This is a genomic window from Burkholderia sp. RS01, assembly GCF_039748055.1.
Classification (GTDB): domain Bacteria; phylum Actinomycetota; class Actinomycetes; order Actinomycetales; family Micrococcaceae; genus Arthrobacter.
Genome location: NZ_JBDLAK010000032.1, coordinates 21824 through 39853 on the forward strand (window position 1 = coordinate 21824; position 18030 = coordinate 39853).

The window sequence follows — 18030 nt, forward strand, 5'->3', positions numbered from 1 at the left end:
GACTAGCCGCCTTTCTGGATGAGTTCGCGGGGGAAGCTGGTGAACGTCTCCACGCCGTCGGCGGTGACGCGGATCGATTCGGAGAGTTCGTAGCCGTAGTTGTCCATCCACATCCCGCCGATCACGTGGAAGGTCATGTTTTCCGCGAGGACGGATTCTTCCTCGGAGCGGATGGAGATGGTGCGCTCGCCCCAGTCGGGCGGGTAGCCGACGCCGATCGAGTAGCCGATGCGGGAGGGCTTTTCCAGGCCGTATTTGGCCAGCGTCCAGTTCCAGGCGCGGGCGAGTTCGCGGACGGGGACGCCCGGCTGCACCTCGGTCAGCACGGCGTTGAGGCCATCGGCGACGGCGTCGGCCAGCTTCGCGAGGCGCTCCGGCTTTTTGCCCAGGGTCAGGGTGCGCGCCAGCGGCGTGTGGTACCGCTGGTGGGCGCCGGCAAGCTCGATGACGACGGCCTGGCCGGCCTCGAAGCGGTCCTCGCTCCAGGTCAGGTGCGGGGTGTCCGCGGCCTCGCCGGTGGGGAGCATCGGCACGATGGCGGGGTAGTCCCCGCCGATGCCGTTGGCGCCCTTGATCTGCGCCTGGCTGATGGCGGCCGCGGCATCGCACTGGCGGACGCCTACGTCGATCGTTTCGACGGCGGCCTCCATGGCCGCCACGCAGACCTGCGCCGCGCCGCGCATCAGCTGGATCTCCGCGGGTGACTTGATGGAGCGGACCCAGTTGACCAGCTCGAAGCTGTCCACCAGCGTCCATTCGGGGATGGCGTTGACCAGCGAGCGGTAAGCCTTGGGGGAGAAGAAGTGCGAGTCCATTTCCAGGCCCACGCAGCCCTTGGCCGCCGGGGCAATGAGATAGCGCTCGCGGAGAGCGAAGGCCACCCAGTCGAAGGGGTGCACGTGCGGGCGGTGGACGTACTGCTCCGGGTATCCCACGATGCAGTCGTCGGGCAGCCATGTGGTGCGGAAGGCGCCGCCGGCGTCCATGGCTCGGGTGAACAGCAGCATGGGACCGTCGGCGGGAACGAAGACCAGCTGCGGGGTGTAGAAGGACCACGCGTTGTAGCCGGTCAGGTAGTAGATATTGGCCGGGTCGGTGACCAGCAGGGCAGAAAGCCCCTGCTTGGCCATGCGCACGCGGACACCGGCGAGCCGGGCGTCGTACTCCTCTTGGCTGAACAGCAAAAGACACCTCCGAGTTAATTGGTAGATTGTCTACAATCTAGACCATGTGGTGCGGCTCACACAAACCGCGGGACTTTGTAATTTTTCGGGTGTCAGCTGCCACTGACGTAGCCGCGTTCCTTGTCCACCACGTTGGCCAGGCGCCCGCCCGCGGTCCAGCGCTCCAGGTTGCCGAGGAACTGCCGGGCCAAGGCATCGCGCCAGCCGATGACATCGCCGCACATGTGCGCGGACATGTGGACGTTCTCCATGTCCCAGAAGGGGTGGGAGGCCGGAACGGGTTCTTCGCTGAATACATCCAGCGAGGCGGCGGCGATCTCTCCGTCGCACAGGGCCTGTATGAGGGCAGGCTCGTCCACGAGGGCGCCGCGGCCTACGTTGACAAGGTGCGCGGACGGTTTCATGGCCGCGAGGACGCGGGCGTCCAGCATGTTGCGGGTCTGCTCGGTCAGCGGGGCGATCAGCACCACGTGGTCCGCCCAGCCGGCGTGCTCGGCCAGGTCCGCGCTCGCGTAGACGGTGCCGAAATCAGGATCGTCATCGCGGGCCGTGCGGCCGACGCCGCGGACCTCCAATCCCACGGCGCGCAACAGCCGGGCGGTGGCGCGGCCGATTCCTCCGGTGCCCACCACCAGGGCGTGCGAGCCGCCGGTGCGGGTGAGCTCGCGGTGCTGCCAGAGGACCTGCTGCTGGAGATCCTTGCTCCGGTGCAGCTGCTTGTCGTGGGCCAGGATGGAGGCCAGGACAAACTCCGCGATGGGCTGATCGAACGTGCCGTGAGCGTTGGTCACCACCACGTCGGAGGAGCGCAGTTCGTCGAACATCATGGCATCCACGCCGGCGGCGGCCACATGTACCCATCTCAGCGAATCGGCGCGCGGCCACGCGTCCCGCAGTGCTGAGGAGAAGAAGTCCCAGAGAAAAAGCACGTTGGCTCCCTGCGAGGCTTCCGCGAGGCCCGCGGCGTCGGTCACAGTGACGTGGGAAAGGGCCTCGATCTCGGTGAGGTTGTAGGGGCGGGGCTGGCCCTCGGCGGCGAGGATGACGACGCGGGGCGTCTGGTCGTCCATGGAAGGGGTTGGGGCGGGCTGGCTCCGGGCTTCGTGCGTCTGGAGCAGGTGGTCGTTTTCAGTGTTACTCACGCCACAACCGTACTCCCATTGCAGGATTGTTGACAATAAACAGGTGTGACCTGCATCATGGGACGCATGACTTCCCTCAGCCCCGCACTCAAGCAAGCAACCCCCGTCGTCGTGGATCACGCCCTTGGCAGCTGGATCCACGGGACCGACGGCAAGGACTACCTGGACTTCACCACCGGCATCGGCGTGACCAGCACGGGCCACTGCCACCCCAAAGTGGTGGCAGCCGCACGCGAGCAGGTGGGCAAGATCATCCACGCCCAGTACACCACGGTGATGCACAAGCCCTTGTTGGAACTGACCGAGAAGCTCGGCGAGGTCCTCCCGGCAGGCCTGGACTCCGTGTTCTACGCCAACTCCGGTTCCGAAGCCGTCGAGGCGGCCATCCGCCTGGCCCGCATGGCCACCGGCCGCCCCAACATCGTGGTGTTCCAGGGCGGCTTCCACGGCCGCACCGTCGCCGCCGCGTCATTGACGACGGCGGGCACCAAGTTCTCCGCCGGCTTCGCCCCGCTGATGGCCGGCGTCCACATGTCTGCCTTCCCATACGCGTACCGCTACGGCTGGGACGAGGCGCTTGCCGTGGAGTTCGCCCTGCAGGAACTCGACTACCTGCTGCAGACCCGCACCGCGCCCAATGACACCGCAGCGTTCCTCATCGAACCCGCGCTGGGCGACGGCGGCTACCTGCCCACGCCGCCGGCCTTCATGGAAGGGCTGCGCGAGCGTGCGGACAAGTACGGCATTCAGCTGATCTTCGACGAGGTCCAGGCGGGCGTGGGCCGCACCGGCAAGTTCTGGGGCCACCAGTATTCCGCGGCCACCCCGGACATCATCGTCACCGCGAAGGGCATCGCCTCCGGCTTCCCAATTTCCGCCATCGCCGCCTCCACCGAAACCATGTCCAAGGCCTGGCCCGGCTCCCAAGGCGGCACCTACGGCGGCAACGCGGTGTCGGCTGCTGCCGGCGTCGCGACTCTCGAAGTGGTCCAGGAGGAAGGCCTCGTGGAGAACTCCCGCGTCCGCGGCGAACAGCTGCAGGCGGGCCTGAAGGAGCTCCAGGAGCGCTTCCCGGTGATCGGGGACGTCCGCGGCCGCGGCCTCATGCAGGGCATCGAATTCACCGGCGAGGACGGCAAGCCGGACGCCACCACGGCCGCCGCAATCCAGCAGGCCACAACGGAGCACGGCCTTTTGACACTGACCTGCGGCCCTGCCGGCAACGTGGTCCGCCTTATCCCAGCCCTGGTGGTAACCGCCGAGGAAATCTCCACGGGACTGGAGCGCTTCGAGGCCGCCGTGGGTGCCGTCGTGGGCGCTGTTCCCGCCACCGCCGGAGCCTGAGCCCGTCGATGAGTGACGCTTCGCTGCCCACTACCGTCCAGCCTGCTGAAATGCCGTCGGGGACTACGCTGACCGACATGAAGCAAACTGACGCTACCTCCGCATCGGACGCCGCCGCCGTCGTGCCTTCCGCTGAGCAGGCCACCGGCCTGCAGAACGAGGCCCAACGGAAGGTGCTCGAGCGGCTGTCTGCCGCCGGGATCAGCGCGGACGGCTCGCCCCGGCGGCTGGCTGAGTACTCCTACGACGCGTCCAACTACCGGGTGCCTCCGCTGGCCGTGGTGTTCCCGCGCTCAACGGAGGACGTGGTGGCCGCGCTGGCGGTGTGCCGGGAAACCGGGACCCCGCTGATCAGCCGCGGCGGCGGCACGTCCATGGCGGGCAACGCGATCGGGCCCGGCGTGGTGTTGGACTTCTCCCGGTACATGAACCGGATCCACGGGATCGATGAGGCAGCCGGGACCGTGGCCGTGGACCCGGGCGTGGTGCTCGCCGTCCTCTCCCGCGAAGTGGAGCAGACCACCGGCAACCGGTTCACGTTCGCCCCGGATCCATCGTCCAAGAACCGCGCCACCGTGGGCGGTTCGCTGGGCAACGACGCCTGCGGCAACCACTCCGTCCGCTACGGCCGCACCTCGGACCACGTGGTGGAGCTCGACGTCGTCACCTCCGACGGCGCCCGCCTCACCGCCACTGCCACCGGGCTGCGCGCTACCCACCCGAAGGACAGGGCTGCTGCGGCACGCGCTACGGCGCTGACGGACTCGCTCAAGAAGCTGGCCCACAACAACCTGGCCGACTTCCGCACCGAACTGGGCCGCATCCAGCGGCAGGTCTCGGGCTACCACCTGGCCAACCTGCTGCCGGAAAAGGGCTTCAACGTTGCCCGCGCCCTGGTGGGCTCAGAGGGTACCTGCGTGATCGTCACTGGCGCCCGGATGAAGCTGGTGCCCAAGCCGGCCAGCGCGCTGCTGGTTTGCCTCGGCTACGCGGACGTGGTGGACGCCGCGCGGGACATCGGGACCATCCTTGAATTCTCCCCGGCCGCCGTGGAAGGCATCGACGAGGCCATCGTGGACACGATGCGCTTCCGCCGCGGCGAGGGCGCGGTGCTCGGGCTGCCGGAAGGCAAGGCCTGGCTGTACGTGGACCTCGACGGCGATGACCCCGCCGAGGTGGGGGCGCAGGCCGACCGCCTGCTGGCCAGGCTCACGGAAAACGGCCGCCTCGTGGCGGGCCGCCCCGTGCCGGACGCAACTGAACGGGCCTCGCTCTGGCGTGTCCGCGAGGACGGCGCCGGGCTCTCGTCCCGGCTGTCCACGGGCGGCGAGTCCTGGCCCGGGTGGGAGGATTCCGCCGTCGCACCCGAAAACCTGGCGGACTATCTGTCCGATTTCCGTCAGCTACTGGAGCGCTACGGCCTCCAGGGGGTCATGTACGGGCACTTCGGTGCCGGCTGCATGCACATCCGCATCACCTACGATCTGCGCACCGAGGAAGGCCGCGCGGTGTTCCGGACGTTCTCCGGCGAGGCCGCCCGCCTGGTGGTCCGGCACGGCGGCTCGCTCTCCGGCGAACACGGCGACGGCCGGGCCCGGTCCCAGCTGCTGCCGCTGATGTACTCGCCGCGCCTGCTGGAGTCGTTCTCTGCCTACCGCCGCCTGTGGGACCCGGCCGGCATCCTGAACCCGGGATCGCTCACGGACCCGGACCCGCTGGACGAGAACCTGGCGCTGGACGGCGTGCCGCGGCGCGAGTGGCGGACCAGCTTCGACCTCCGTCCCCTGCATTCCGGCGGCGGATCCTCCGCGGAGACGGACAACCCCGCAGACGCGGGCGGAAGCGGCCTCGATCCGTGGGTCCATGCCGTTCAGGGCTGCATCGGCGTGGGCCGCTGCCGCACGGATTCCGGCGGCGTGATGTGCCCCAGCTACCGGGCCACCGGCGACGAGAAGGACTCCACTCGCGGACGTTCCCGCGTGCTGCAGGACATGGTCCGCGGCGCCCGCACGGTGGAGGAGGGTTGGAAGTCCGAGGAGGTCCGCGAGGCCCTGGACCTCTGCCTGTCCTGCAAGGCCTGTTCCAGTGACTGCCCCACGGGCGTTGACATGGCCAGCTACAAGTCTGAATTCTTCGACCATTACTACCGCGGCCGGTTGCGGCCGCTCTCGCACTTCTCCCTCGGCTGGCTGCCGCGGTGGTTGAAGATCACCGGCCGCGTGGCGCCGCTGGTCAATGCCGTCCTGGCCACGCCGCTCGGCAAGGCGGCCGCCATGCTGGGCGGCCTCACCACGGAGCGCTCGCTGCCCCGGTTCGCCGGCGGCAGCGAGTGGCAAAGGGAGGTTGCGGCGGCGGGCGTGGCGATGCCGGGCCGGCGCCGCCGCAAAACGCACGACGGCGGAACCCTCCCGGGTGCCGACGGCGTGGTGCTGTTCGTGGACACGTTCACCAAGGGCTTCCGCCCGGAGGTGGCCGGCGCCGCGGCCCGCGTGCTCACCGGCGCGGGGGAGCGCACCGAATGCTCCGCGGACGCGTGCTGCGGCCTGACCTGGATCTCCACCGGCCAGCTGGACACCGCCAAGAAGCTGCTGGGCAACGCCGCCGAAGTGCTCGACGATGGCACCGACCGGCCCATCGTGGTGGTGGAACCCAGTTGCGCGGCCGCGCTCCGCAAGGACCTGCCCGAGTTGGTCCACACGGAGCAGGCTCGGCGCGTGGCGGCCCGGGTGCGCAGCTTCGCGTCGCACATTGACCAGCTGTCACGAGCAGGCTGGACCCCCAATCCGGCGGAACCGCTTCCGGAGCAGGTGGTGCTGCAGACGCACTGCCACGAGTACTCAGTCTTCGGTGCCGGCATGCAGAAGGCCGCGCTGGCCGCTGTCGGCATTACCGGCGTTGTGGACGCCTCCGGCTGCTGCGGCGTGGCAGGGAACTTCGGCTTCGAGAAGGAGCACTACGAGGTGAGCATGCAGGTGGCGGAGCAGGCGCTGGCTCCCGCACTGCGCAGCACCGCGCCGGAATCCGTGGTGCTCACGGACGGCTTCTCCTGCGCCATGCAGGTCAAGCAGCTCGACGCCGAGCGGGCCGGAAGCCACCTCGCCCAGCTGCTCGATCCCGGAACCCCTGGTTGAGCTTGCCGAAACCGGCGCGCAAACCAACCCCACCCTAGAACTTTCCGAACACCGACGAAAAGGATTCCTGATATGACCACCCAGACCACCAGCACTGCCCGGACCTCGCAGAAGGCGCTCGACGCGATCGCCAGGGTCAGCACCGGCCTGTTCATCGACGGGGAGTGGGCGGAAGCCGTCTCCGGCAGCCGGTTCGACGTCGTCAATCCCGCCACCGAAGAGGTCATCGCGACGGTGGCCGACGGCGGTCCGGAAGACGCCCAGCGCGCCATTGAAACCGCCGGCCGGGTGCAGAAGGTGTGGGCCAAGACCTCGCCGCGGGAGCGGAGCGAAATCCTGCGCCGTGCCTACGACCTGATCATGGCCCGCCAGGACGAACTGGCCCTCATCATGACCTCCGAGATGGGCAAGCCCTTCGCGGAGGCCAAGGGCGAGGTGGCCTACGCGGCCGAGTTCTTCCGCTGGTTCTCCGAGGAGGCAGTGCGCATCGGCGGCGACCTCACCACCACCGGGGACGGCAAGAACCGCATCCTCGTGTCCAAGGAGCCGGTGGGGCCGTGCGTGCTGGTGACGCCGTGGAACTTCCCGCTGGCCATGGGCACGCGCAAGATCGGCCCCGCGATCGCCGCCGGCTGCACCATGGTGTTTAAGCCGGCCAACCTGACCCCGCTGTCCTCCCTGGCGCTGGTGGACATCCTGGTCGAGGCGGGGCTGCCCAAGGGCGTGCTCAACGTTGTGTGCACCACCAAGGCCTCGGACGTCGTGTCGCCCTGGATGGCCAGCGGAATTGCCCGCAAGGTCAGCTTCACGGGTTCCACCGAGGTGGGGGTGCGGCTGCTGCAGCAGGCGTCCCAGCACGTGATGCGCTCCTCGATGGAGCTGGGCGGCAACGCGCCGTTCATCGTGTTCGAGGACGCGGACCTGGACCGCGCCGTGGAAGGCGCCGTGGCCGCGAAGATGCGGAACATGGGCGAGGCCTGCACGGCAGCCAACCGGCTGTTCGTCCAGCGCCCCATTGCCGACGAATTCGCGCGCCGGCTGGCAGCCCGCCTGAGCGCCCTTTCGGTGGGCGACGGCGCGGAGTCCGGGACCGACGTCGGGCCTCTTGTGGAGGAGAAGGCACTGAATAAGGTGCAGGAGCTGGTGGACGACGCCGTGTCCAGGGGCGCCACTGTGGTCTGCGGTGGCTCCCGGCCGGACCGCCCCGGCTACTTCTACACGCCCACCGTCCTGTCCGGCGTGAGCCCGGAATCCGACCTGATGAGCCAGGAGATCTTCGGGCCGGTGGCTCCGGTGGTCCCGTTCGACACCGAAGAGGAAGTCACCCGGCTGGCCAACGACACTCCCTGGGGGCTGGTGGGCTACCTGTTCACGCAGGACGTGGACCGCGGCTTCCGCATGGGCGACGCCCTTGAAGTCGGCATGGTGGGCCTGAACACCGGCATCGTCTCCAACCCTGCGGCGCCCTTCGGCGGCGTCAAGGCCTCGGGCCTGGGCCGTGAGGGCGGACGGCTGGGCATCGAGGAGTTCCTCGAGACCAAGTACATGGCCGTACCGCGCGGCTGATCCCGGAGCGGCGGAACGCCCAGGCGGCTGACGAATGCTGACGAACACCAATTCACTGAAGGACGAACGAATTATGACCAGTCCCCAGCCCGTGCAGAACATGCACCCGGAACCCCGCACCGCGCCGGGAGCGGAGCCCCGCACCGCGCCGGGAGCGGAGCCCCGCACCGAGGAAGGCAAACGCACCCTCCACCGCTCCATCCTGGGGTCCGCCCTGGGCAACGCCGTGGAGTGGTTCGACTACGGCGTGTACGGCTATTTGACCATCTACATGGCCGCCAACTTCTTCGGATCCGCGGAGGGCGACGGCGGCCTCGGCGTGACGCTGACTCTCGCTACCTTGGCCCTGTCCTTCCTGGTGAGGCCGTTGGGAGGCCTCATCCTGGGCCCGCTCGGTGACAGGGTGGGCCGGCAGAAGGTCATGGTGCTCACCGTGACGCTGATGACGCTGGCCACCGGCGCCATCGGCCTGCTGCCTACGCTGCACTCGGTGGGCCTGCTGGCCCCGGCGCTGCTGCTGCTCTGCCGGCTGGTTCAGGGCTTTTCCGCAGGCGGCGAATACGGCGGCGCTGCGGTGTACATGGCGGAGTCCGCGCCGGACCGGCGCCGCGGGTTTCTCGGATCGTTCCTGGAGTTCGGCACGACGGTGGGCTTCATGCTGGCTGCCATCGTCTGCACGTCGCTGATCGCCGTGGTGGGGGACCAAGGCATGGAAGACGGCTGGTGGCGCCTGCCGTTCCTGCTGACCATTCCGCTGGGCCTCACCGCGCTGTGGATCAGGACCCGTCTGGTGGAGGCTCCGGTGTTCTCCGAAGCCACTCAGCACCAGGAGACCGCCAAGTCGCCGCTGCGGCACGTGCTGAAGCACAACTGGCGGCAGCTGCTGGTCCTGGCCGGCTTCGTGGTGCTGCTGAACGTGGCGTTCTACCTGATCCTCGGCTACATGCCCACGTACCTGAGTGGCCAGCTGGGCCACAGCGCGGCGCAGGGCAACTGGATGCTGGTGGCCATAATGGCGCTGATGCTGGTGGCGATCCCGCCGGTCGGTGCGCTATCCGACCGCGTGGGGCGGAAGCCGCTGCTGCTGGTGGCCGCGGCCGGCTACGCAGTGTTCTCCGTGCCCGCGGTGATGCTGCTGGGCATGCCGAACCTGCTCCTGCAGTTCCTCGGGCTGGCGGTGCTCGGGCTGCTGCTGGTGGTCCTGGTTTCGTCGGTGTCGTCCACGCTCCCGGCACTGTTTCCCACCGCGGTGCGGTACACAGGGTTTGCGATTGCCTACAACTTCTCCACGGCATTCTTCGCGGGGCCGTCGCAGACGGTGGCCAACCAGCTGATCGAGTCCACGGGAAACCAGCTGGTGCCGGGCTGGTACATGGCGATCGCCGGCGTGATCGGTCTGGTGAGCGTGCTGTGCATGCGGGAAACCGCGCAGGCAACGCTCCGCGGCGAGGAGCTTCCGGGCGTGCCCGAGTCGGTGGGCCTGCCGCAGCGCAGCTATGTGGAGCTGAACCGAGCGGACGCGGAGGCGCGGCGCGAGAGCTTCGAAAGCTGACCTGACTGAACAAACAACGACGGCGGCCGCCCCCGAAAGGGGACGGCCGCCGTCGTGCGTCCTGGCTGGAAGACTCTAGCCGTTCAGCGCGTAAGCCTTCGGCAGCTTCAGTCCGCGCTCCTGCATGAGGGTGCGCAGGCGCGTGGGGTAGTCGCTGATGATGCCGTCCACGCCGAGGTCCATCAGGCGCTCCATGTCCGCGGTGGTGTTGACCGTCCAGGGGATAACCGGCAAGCCGAGCTGGTGGGCTTCCGTGATCATCTTGGGCGTGACGGAGCTGAACGTGGGGGAGATGACGTCGTAGCCCTGGGCCTTGGCGGCCTTGGCGAGGGATCCGCCGTAGGTGTCGATGTCGATGCCGCCGAGGTTGGGGCTGGCGCCGGGCTTGCCCACCTCGAGCCACGCGTCGCCGCTGGAGAGGGCCACGAGGGGCAGCTGCGGGGCGATCTTCTTGGTCAGGTTCAGCGAGGACCAGTCGAACGACTGCACGGTGGTGCGCCCGGACATGCCGGCCTTGTAGATCTCGATGACCACGGCCTTGGTCAGCGCAACCATGCCGTCGCCGCCGGACTTGCCGTCCTCCACCTTGGTCTCCACGTTGAAACGGACCTTCTTGGCGTCGTAGTCGCGGGCCAGCTGGTAGATGTCCTTGAGCTCGGCGATCCTGTTGCCCGGGATGACCTGCTGCTCCGGGAAGCCGGGCAGCTGGGTGAAGCCGCAGTTCAGCGTCTTGATCTGGGCCAGGGACAGCTCGGCCACGCGGTCCCCGACGTACGGGAATTCGGGGTCGCCCGGGGTGGCCGGGGCAGTGTCGGCGCACTTGTTGGCCTGGATGGTGTCGTCGTGCCAGACGATGACCTTGCCGTCGTCGGTCAGGTGGGTGTCCAGCTCGAGGGTGGTCACGCCAAGCTTGAGCGAGTTGCCGAACGCGGCCAGGGATTCTTCGGTCCATTCGCCGCGGCCGCCGCGGTGGGCCTGCAGGTCAAAGTAGCCGCTGCCCTCGTTTGCCTTGATGCCGGACGTTGCTTTCCCGGCAGCGTTCGACGACGGTGTGCCGGCTTCCGCGGCAGGGGCGGCGACGGCGGGGCTCGCCAGGGCGGCGATGAGCGCGGCGGCGGCCGCGGCAGTCAGAACTGTGCGCATGGGAATGGTTCCTCCTGGATGAGACCGGTGCCGGCGATGCGGCCGGCTGACCCATCCACGCTACCCAGGCCAGATGGCGCGTGGTGTGCGGGGAGTTGGATGGGAGGTTAACAAGTGTGCTGACGGTCTGCGAAGTTCGGGCACCGGACTCCTAGGACGGCGGGAGGCTCAGAAAATGATGGGACGCGCCTGGCTGTCTTTCCCCGTAATCACGGGATATTGACACGCAGATTATCCGGGAATACGGTCTGCCTTAACGGGGCGTTCTGCCCCGTTCCTAAGTATTCTCGGCGCTGAATCTGGGCCGCTTTTGCTTGGCGACGGCGCCAGCGAGGAGGGTTCTGATGTCTTGGGAAATGTCCGGAAAATATCTTGCGAACTGCAACTGCCAGTTGATCTGTCCGTGTCCCGTGGATAACCCGCCCACGGGGCCGAACGGGGAATGCCGCGGCGCGGCGGTCTTCCACATCGCCAGCGGCCGGCTCGATGACACCGATCTTTCAGGCGTCGACTTCGCCTTCTGCAACCTGTTCCCGTCCAACCTGACGTCCGGTAACTGGAAGGTCGGCATCGTCCTCGGCGACAGCATCTCCGACGGCCAGGCCCAGGCCTTGGAGCGCATTCTCCACGGCGACGAAGGCGGTCCCTTCGCCGACTTCGCCGCCCTCTACGGCGAGTGGCTCGGCGTGGAGCGCGGAAGCATCAGTTTCTCCGACGGCGACGCCCCGACGGCATCGGTGGCGGGGCACACGAACCTGGCGTTCGAATCGCTTCCGGGCCCGGGCGGGGGAGTCACCACCGTCAAAAACGCGATGTTCGGCTTCGCCCCCGAGTTCCTGATCGGCAAGGGCAAGGGCGGATCGGACCTCTTCGGCCTCGACTTTGAGGCGGTATATGGCGAGACGGCGGATTTCACCTTCGCAAGCGAGATGGCTGAAGGTGGACCCAAGGGCCGCGCATGAGCCCCGGCATCACAGGCAGCGCAGCACTCTGATCCCGGGACCGGGCACGCAGGTCAACGCCGGCGTTGCACGTCCCGGGACGGGTCTGCGCGGCTACGGTCCCCGCAGGATGGACCTGCAGCGGATCGACGTGCGCCAAGCCGGGCTGGTTGCCGTTCTGCTCCTCCTCGCGGCGGCGGGCTGGGTGTTCACCGCTGACCGGATGAACGGAATGAACATGGGAGGCTGGACGGATCCGGGGCCGCTGGACTTCTTCCTCATCACCTGGGTGGTGATGCTGGCCGCCATGATGTTTCCGTCGGTGGCGCCCATGGTGACGGCGTACGCGAAGATCGGCCGCCGTCGTCGGGAAACGGGGCGGTATGCGCCGCGCGGTTCCACCGCGCTTTTCGTGGCCGGCTACCTCCTGGCGTGGACGGCGTTCGGGCTTGTGGCGTACGCGCTCTATGAGGCCGTGGCTTCGCTGGTGCCGGGCGGGCTCACCGCGGAGCCCGGCGGACGCTACGCCGCGGCCGGGGTGATCCTGGCGGCGGCCGTTTACCAGCTGACCCCGGCCAAGAACGTCTGCCTCACCAAGTGCCGGACGCCCCTGGACTTCATTCTGCACCGCCTCCGGCCGGGATACGGCGGGGCGCTGCGTATGGGAGCGGAGCACGGCGCCTGGTGCGTCGGCTGCTGCTGGGCGCTTATGGTGGCGCTGTTTGCGCTGGGCGTGATGAGCGTCGGCTGGATGGCGCTGGTGGGCGCATTCATTGCTGTGGAGAAGATGCTTCCTTGGAAGCGGCTGGCCAACCGTTCGGTTGCCGTGGCGCTCGCCGTCATTGCCCTCAGTATCGCCCTCACACCGGCGGCAACGGGCGGGATGGGGATGTGACAGCACGGTCCGCACGCCGAGTGCGCGTCCATGCATCCGGGGGAAAATTTGAACGGTCTCATGCACTGGAGGAGTCGGAAATGTCTGACGGGGCTGGACTGATCAAGCGTTTTTACACAGAGGTAATTGAGGGCGGAAATCTAGCTCTAATTGATGAATTGTCAACGAAAGACTTTGTCGATCACGAAGAGGGTTTTCCTGGACAACCGCCCGGCAAGGAGGGCGTCCGGTTCTTCGTGAATGCGATTCGGTCAGCGTTCCCGGACATCAAAGCCAAGACCATCGAGCCATCGCTGGCGGAAGGAGACATGGAAGCGTGCCACGTGATTCTAACGGGCACTCATGGTGGGGAGATGGCCGGCATTCCGGCAACGGGCAAGACGGTCGAGTTCAGCACTACTGACATCATTCGCGTCGTGGACGGCAAGGTCGCCGAGCACTGGGGAACCACCGACAACCTGAGGCTCATGCAGCAGATCGGTGCGATCCCGGAGTAGCGGAGCGCATCCGGGAAACAAGCCAAACCGTTCGCGGGACCGGCCAGAGGAGGGCCAGCCCGAGCGCGGGGACGAGCGCGACTCCGACGTCGGGAAACTGGCGGACTATGACGGCAAGATGGGTGTCGAACCGCGCGGGGGCGTAGACCAGGCACAGCCACAGCGCGAACCCGTCGAGGGCGAGCGCTGCAGCGCCCCCGGCCCACGGCACCCACCGCCTTCGGGCGGCGGACCTCCGCAGAAGAAAGGCGAGGGCCAGCGCGAGGATCAGCAGTTCAGCGAGCAGCAGTACCAGCGACACCAGCCAGCTGGAGCGCTGGAGCCAGTCCTCCTGCACCACGGCCGGCACCGGCGGCTGCGCGTGGAGAATCCGCAGGACGTTGGTGTCAATGGCCTTGAGCCGTGACGGGGCCGACGTGTCGTTCGCGTTGATGACGAGGGCCACGCCGAGGCGGGAGGCCGGAACCATGGCCTTGTAAGTGTGGCTGTTGCCCCATTCGCCCTGATGCTCCAGGAGCAGGGGCAAGGCCTGGTCCGCGGTGGGCGGGTCTGCCGTGGGCGGGCTTGCGGCCCCGCTTGCGGGGCCAACGGACTCCACGAGCGGGCGGGTGAACCAGCCCATGGCGTAGCCCTTGGACTCGTCAATCTGCACCTCCGGCTTGAGCAGGGTTTCCACGCTTTCCGGCCGGAGGAATGCGCGGCCCCGGTACCGTCCCTCGTCCAGCAGGGCGGTCAGTTCGTGGCCGATGTCCTCGGCCGAGGAGTACATCGTGGAGGACGGCATTCCGGTGGTGGGCGCCGGCACTCCGGTCTGCCGCCAGAACGAGCCGAACCAGAGGGAATAGCCGGCGGCCGCGTTGTCCGCCTGCGCTGCGGCGCGTGTCGTATGACTGTGGGCCATTGCCAGCGGCGCAAAGACGTGCTGCTCCATGTAGTCCCCGAACGGCTGGCCGGAGACCGTCTGCACCAGCAGGCCCAGAATGTTGAAGTTGGCGCTGGCATACCGGAACCCCTCACCCGGCGATCCGGCCAGCGGGGAACCCGACAGGGCGCGCACCCCTTCCTCGATGGCCTCGGGGTCCTGGGCGTCGGAGGCTTCGAACGCCGTGTCCTTGGACGCCATGCCGCTTGTTTGGTGGAGTAATTGGCGCACCGTGATCGCGGAGGAGCGGCTGTCCTGCAGGGTGAACCAGGGAAGGTAGGTCCGCACCGGCTCGTCCAGCCGCAGCCGGCCCGCCTCCACCTGTTGCATCACGGCCATGGCGGTGAGGGGCTTGGTGGTTGAGGCCAGCAGCACCGGCGTCTGGGCTGTCATCGGCCGCCCCGAGTCGTCGGCGTGCCCGAACGCCGCGGAATGCACCTGGACGCCGTCTTTCACGACGACGACGGCGGCTCCCGGAAGCCCGATGGCTGCCATCTGCTCCCGCAGGTAGGCGTCCACCGCTTCATAGCCCCGGTCCGGGATCGCAGGTCCGGTCGCCGGCGTTCCGGTCGCCGGTATTTCGACGGCGGCCGCTACCGGCGTGCCGAACCCGCCGAGAACGCCAACCGCCAGGACGCATGACAGAACGCAATGCGACGATGCGGAAATGCTTCGGCGCGTCCTCACAACCTGCCTTCGACAACCCCGGCGGCGTCCTGTGCTGAACGTGTGGCCGGGCCCCAGGAACTGAGGAGGGCCAGGCCTGCTGCAGCCGCTGCGCTGAGCACCACCGCCCCCAGCCAGAGCGATACGGGCCAGCGGATCCCGTCCGCCACCGCGAAGGCCACCAGCTGGCCCGTCCACAGGAGAGCGGCGATGCCGGCCGTCACCGCGGGCAGCCGCCGGTTTAGCCAAGCCTGTGGCAGGCGGGCCAGCAGCACGTCCGCCGAAATTGCGGCCGCAGTGGCTCCGGCGGCTCCGGCGATTGCGGTGGGACGCAAGCCCACCATCGCCACCGGCAGCCAGGCGGCAGCTGCCACCAGCATGGTGACGATCCCGCGGGCAGGGCGTCGGGAGGCGGAGAGCGTAAAGAGGAAGGGAGCAATGATCAACGCTGTGGTCAGCAGGTAACCGGTCAGGCTGACCACCACCGGCAGCTCCGCCTGTAGACGGCCCGGCGTGCCCACCGGCGTCGGGACGAAGAGGGCCGTCGGCCCGGGCCGGACGAAGGCAGAGCAGTAGATGAGGAAGAAGGCTCCCAGCCCGGTCATCAGGACGACGGCGAACAGCGCCGCCGGGGTCCACTCAAAGTTCCCGTTACGGCTGGCTGCGCGGGCGCTGCGGACTGCCGTTCCCAGAATGAGGAAGAGGCTGAAGCCGAGCAGCAGATGGGTGGGACTGACGAGGGCATCCAGCGAGACTTCGATGCCCAGAATTTCGTGCCACAGCAGGTCCAGGCCGCCGGCCACGCCGAAGAGGACCACCCCTATCGCGGTGCCGCGGTAGCCCGGCGGTGGGGCCTGCGAGAGCGGCTGCCCCGGCGTCCGGTTCCGCCAGATCACGAGGGCGGTCCACGCCGCGGTGGCCACCATGCCGGAGTAGAGGGCGGCGTGCCACGGCGTGAAGAATGTCTCCAGGCTGGGGAGGTTGAGGTGCGCCCAGCCGTCCAGGAAGACGGCCAGCAGCAGCCAAACACCCAGCAGCTCTGTGACCAGGTCGCGGCGCTTTTTCGTTACAGTGTTGCCTGCCGTATCGAGCATCGTTGCCCACTTCCACGGAGCTGTTCGGTGAGGGGATGGTACTGCTCTGGCCGGGCGCTCACAAGGGAAGCACGATCGGCGAGCGTATGGTCGCCGCGATGAACGCAGTGTCCACGCCGGCCGTGTTGCACCACTCGATCAGTGCCCTGGCGGCGAATTCCGTGCCGTGGCCGACTGTTCTATCGGGAGCCCGTTCGCCTTCCACTCGGGGAAGCCCTCCTCAAGCCTGGTGGCGACGCGCCCTTCGTCCGTGAGCAGCCGCACGGCTTCGTCTGCATATAGGCAGTATGGTCCGCGGCAGTAGGCGACGATTTCGCTCCCCTGGGGAACCTCGCGGAGTCGAGACTTAATGTCCGAGAAGGGTACGGAAAGCGCACCCGGGATATGTCCGGATTCGTACTCTGGCTGCGGACGCACGTCCAGCACAACAACGTCGCCCTGCCGCAGGCGCAGCAGCAGTTCGTCGCGGGTGATCATGCTCAGGTCGGCGCGATCGCCGACGTAGGCACGGACGAGATCGCCCAGCTCCCCCGAGTGCGCCTCGGCCGTCTCCCGAAGTGCTCGCCATAGCCGCTCCACTGCCGGGCTGGCCAGGGAGTAGTAGATCCGCGTCCCCGAGCGTCTGGAGCAGGCAAGGCCGGCTCGCAGCAAGCGCTGCAGATGCTGGGATGTGTTGGCCATAGTCTGGTGGATCTCGGCGGCCAGCTCGTCAACCGACCTCTCGCCCTGCCCGAGGATATCGATCAGCTGCGCCCTCCTGCCGTTCCCCAACGCCCTGGCAGCTTCTACGAGGGCGTCGAAGAGCGCATCCTTTTCCTGCTGATCGCCCACTCGGGCCTCCTATTCAAGAGTTCTCTTGACAATGCTACCGTCAAGGGATTCTTATTCAAGTACCTACTTGAATAAGAAAGGGGGTGGTGGCCGTGTCCACCATCCAAACTCCCCAAGCGGAACAGTCCCGACTCCGGACGGGAGCCGCTCTCATGACACTGGCCGGGCTGGCCTTCGTGGGGTACGCCGTAATCTTCTTGGTACTCAACTTCACGGACGCCTTCCTCGAGCTGGGCATCGGCCCCGATCAAGTGGATAAGGGAAAGGCGGAGATCGAGGCGTTCAGCCCGCAGCTGTATCACTACATCAGCCATCTGCACATCGCGGTCAGCGGCTTCATCGCTGCGACCGGGCTGGCTGTCGCAGGCCTGTCCTGGTACGGGGTGCGCCGCGGAGAACGGTGGGCCTTCGCCACAGCCGTTATCGTCCCGGTCGTCGGACTCGCTGTGGCCCTCCCCGCGCACTACCCATGGGGTCTGGCCACGCTTGGGCACCTCGGCCTGATCTACCTCGCGGTCCTCGTCTTCCTGGTGGGGGTCGTGGCAGCCTACAGCGGAATGCGAAGCACCACGAGTACACACCGCACGACGGGCTGAATCCCTTAATCCAGCCGGGCGTTCGTCCAGAGCTTCAGGTCGCCCTGCCACGGGTTCAGCGCAAAACTGAGCTGGCGGTGGAGGCGATGGTGGCCAGGAAACGTCACCGAGTTCGCCGCAGAAGCGCCCCGTGGGGAAGACTGTTGCCGTGAGCAACCCTTCCCGCGCCGGACTCGCGGTGGCTGGCCTGAGCCTGGGCACGTCGCTGAACCCGCTGAACTCGTCGATGATCGCCGTCGCCCTGGTGGTGCTGCGCGAGGATTTCAGGCTCGACGTCGCCACGGTCACGTGGGTGATCACCGCCTTCTACATCACCTCGGCCGCGGGCCAGCCACTGATGGGGCGGCTGGCCGACAGGTTCGGGCCGCGGCGGCTCTTCATGCTCGGCATGGCGCTGGTGGCGGTGACCTGCGCGCTAGCTGTACCCGGCCATTAGGTTAGTGACACTCGCGTGATCGGGGTGCTGTTGATGGCGGCGTGGATGCGTTCAGTGTTGTAGTAGTTCAGCCACGGGTCAAGCGCCGCA

Annotated in this window: 15 protein-coding genes; 9 read left to right on the forward strand and 6 right to left on the reverse strand. The window is 67.8% G+C overall.

What is annotated here, in order from left to right:
- Positions 1 to 2: 2 nt before the first annotated feature.
- Both ABFP37_RS21095 and ABFP37_RS21100 read right to left on the reverse strand, forming a co-directional pair.
- Positions 3 to 1184, reverse strand: a complete 1182-nt coding sequence (locus ABFP37_RS21095; RefSeq protein WP_347034831.1) for a M24 family metallopeptidase — start codon at positions 1182 to 1184, stop codon at positions 3 to 5.
- Between the two features lie 92 nt (positions 1185 to 1276).
- A complete protein-coding gene (locus ABFP37_RS21100; protein WP_347034832.1) occupies positions 1277 to 2326 on the reverse strand; it encodes a D-2-hydroxyacid dehydrogenase in 1050 nt (349 codons plus the stop codon).
- A 66-nt stretch (positions 2327 to 2392) separates the two neighbouring features.
- Here ABFP37_RS21100 and ABFP37_RS21105 point away from each other — a divergent pair, with 66 nt between their 5' ends.
- The 4 genes from ABFP37_RS21105 (at position 2393) to ABFP37_RS21120 (ending at position 9919) form a co-directional block, all read left to right on the forward strand.
- On the forward strand, positions 2393 to 3670 hold the full coding sequence (locus ABFP37_RS21105) for an aminotransferase class III-fold pyridoxal phosphate-dependent enzyme (RefSeq protein ID WP_347034833.1): 1278 nt from the start codon (positions 2393 to 2395) through the stop codon (positions 3668 to 3670).
- A 77-nt stretch (positions 3671 to 3747) separates the two neighbouring features.
- Entirely contained in the window at positions 3748 to 6801 is a 3054-nt protein-coding gene (locus ABFP37_RS21110) for an FAD-binding and (Fe-S)-binding domain-containing protein (protein ID WP_347034834.1), read from the forward strand.
- A gap of 72 nt (positions 6802 to 6873) precedes the next feature.
- Complete coding sequence (locus ABFP37_RS21115) at positions 6874 to 8367, forward strand: NAD-dependent succinate-semialdehyde dehydrogenase (protein ID WP_347034835.1); 1494 nt, start codon at positions 6874 to 6876, stop codon at positions 8365 to 8367.
- Positions 8368 to 8440: 73 nt separating this feature from the next.
- Positions 8441 to 9919: an MFS transporter gene (locus ABFP37_RS21120; protein WP_347034836.1), complete on the forward strand. Its 1479-nt coding sequence runs from the start codon at positions 8441 to 8443 to the stop codon at positions 9917 to 9919.
- A 75-nt stretch (positions 9920 to 9994) separates the two neighbouring features.
- On the opposite strand, the gene ABFP37_RS21125 is transcribed toward ABFP37_RS21120, so the two are convergent.
- The gene (locus ABFP37_RS21125; RefSeq protein ID WP_078027734.1) at positions 9995 to 11062 is read right to left on the reverse strand and encodes a glycerophosphodiester phosphodiesterase family protein; all 1068 of its coding nucleotides are present in this window, start codon (positions 11060 to 11062) and stop codon (positions 9995 to 9997) included.
- A 356-nt stretch (positions 11063 to 11418) separates the two neighbouring features.
- Between ABFP37_RS21125 and ABFP37_RS21130 the strand changes: the two genes are divergently transcribed.
- The 3 genes from ABFP37_RS21130 to ABFP37_RS21140 all read left to right on the forward strand — a co-directional run bounded on the left by ABFP37_RS21130 (position 11419) and on the right by ABFP37_RS21140 (position 13395).
- The gene (locus ABFP37_RS21130) at positions 11419 to 12024 is read left to right on the forward strand and encodes a DUF1326 domain-containing protein (protein WP_347034840.1); all 606 of its coding nucleotides are present in this window, start codon (positions 11419 to 11421) and stop codon (positions 12022 to 12024) included.
- A gap of 109 nt (positions 12025 to 12133) precedes the next feature.
- Entirely contained in the window at positions 12134 to 12898 is a 765-nt protein-coding gene (locus ABFP37_RS21135; protein WP_078027732.1) for a DUF2182 domain-containing protein, read from the forward strand.
- Positions 12899 to 12978: 80 nt separating this feature from the next.
- Complete coding sequence (locus ABFP37_RS21140) at positions 12979 to 13395, forward strand: ester cyclase (RefSeq protein ID WP_078027731.1); 417 nt, start codon at positions 12979 to 12981, stop codon at positions 13393 to 13395.
- On the opposite strand, the gene ABFP37_RS21145 is transcribed toward ABFP37_RS21140, so the two are convergent.
- From ABFP37_RS21145 to ABFP37_RS21155, 3 genes are all read right to left on the reverse strand, one after another.
- On the reverse strand, positions 13364 to 15004 hold the full coding sequence (locus ABFP37_RS21145; protein ID WP_347034837.1) for a serine hydrolase domain-containing protein: 1641 nt from the start codon (positions 15002 to 15004) through the stop codon (positions 13364 to 13366). The genes ABFP37_RS21140 and ABFP37_RS21145 overlap by 32 nt on opposite strands.
- On the reverse strand, positions 15001 to 16077 hold the full coding sequence (locus ABFP37_RS21150) for a hypothetical protein (RefSeq protein WP_078027730.1): 1077 nt from the start codon (positions 16075 to 16077) through the stop codon (positions 15001 to 15003). The genes ABFP37_RS21145 and ABFP37_RS21150 overlap by 4 nt, the downstream gene beginning before the upstream one ends.
- Positions 16078 to 16215: 138 nt before the next feature.
- Positions 16216 to 16908, reverse strand: a complete 693-nt coding sequence (locus tag ABFP37_RS21155; RefSeq protein WP_078027729.1) for a metalloregulator ArsR/SmtB family transcription factor — start codon at positions 16906 to 16908, stop codon at positions 16216 to 16218.
- A gap of 92 nt (positions 16909 to 17000) precedes the next feature.
- Between ABFP37_RS21155 and ABFP37_RS21160 the strand changes: the two genes are divergently transcribed.
- Together ABFP37_RS21160 and ABFP37_RS21165 are read left to right on the forward strand one after the other, a co-directional pair.
- Positions 17001 to 17504, forward strand: coding sequence for a hypothetical protein (locus tag ABFP37_RS21160; protein ID WP_347034838.1), 504 nt, complete (start codon positions 17001 to 17003; stop codon positions 17502 to 17504).
- 148 nt (positions 17505 to 17652) lie between these two features.
- The gene (locus tag ABFP37_RS21165) at positions 17653 to 17940 is read left to right on the forward strand and encodes an MFS transporter (protein WP_347034839.1); all 288 of its coding nucleotides are present in this window, start codon (positions 17653 to 17655) and stop codon (positions 17938 to 17940) included.
- Positions 17941 to 18030 lie beyond the last annotated feature (90 nt).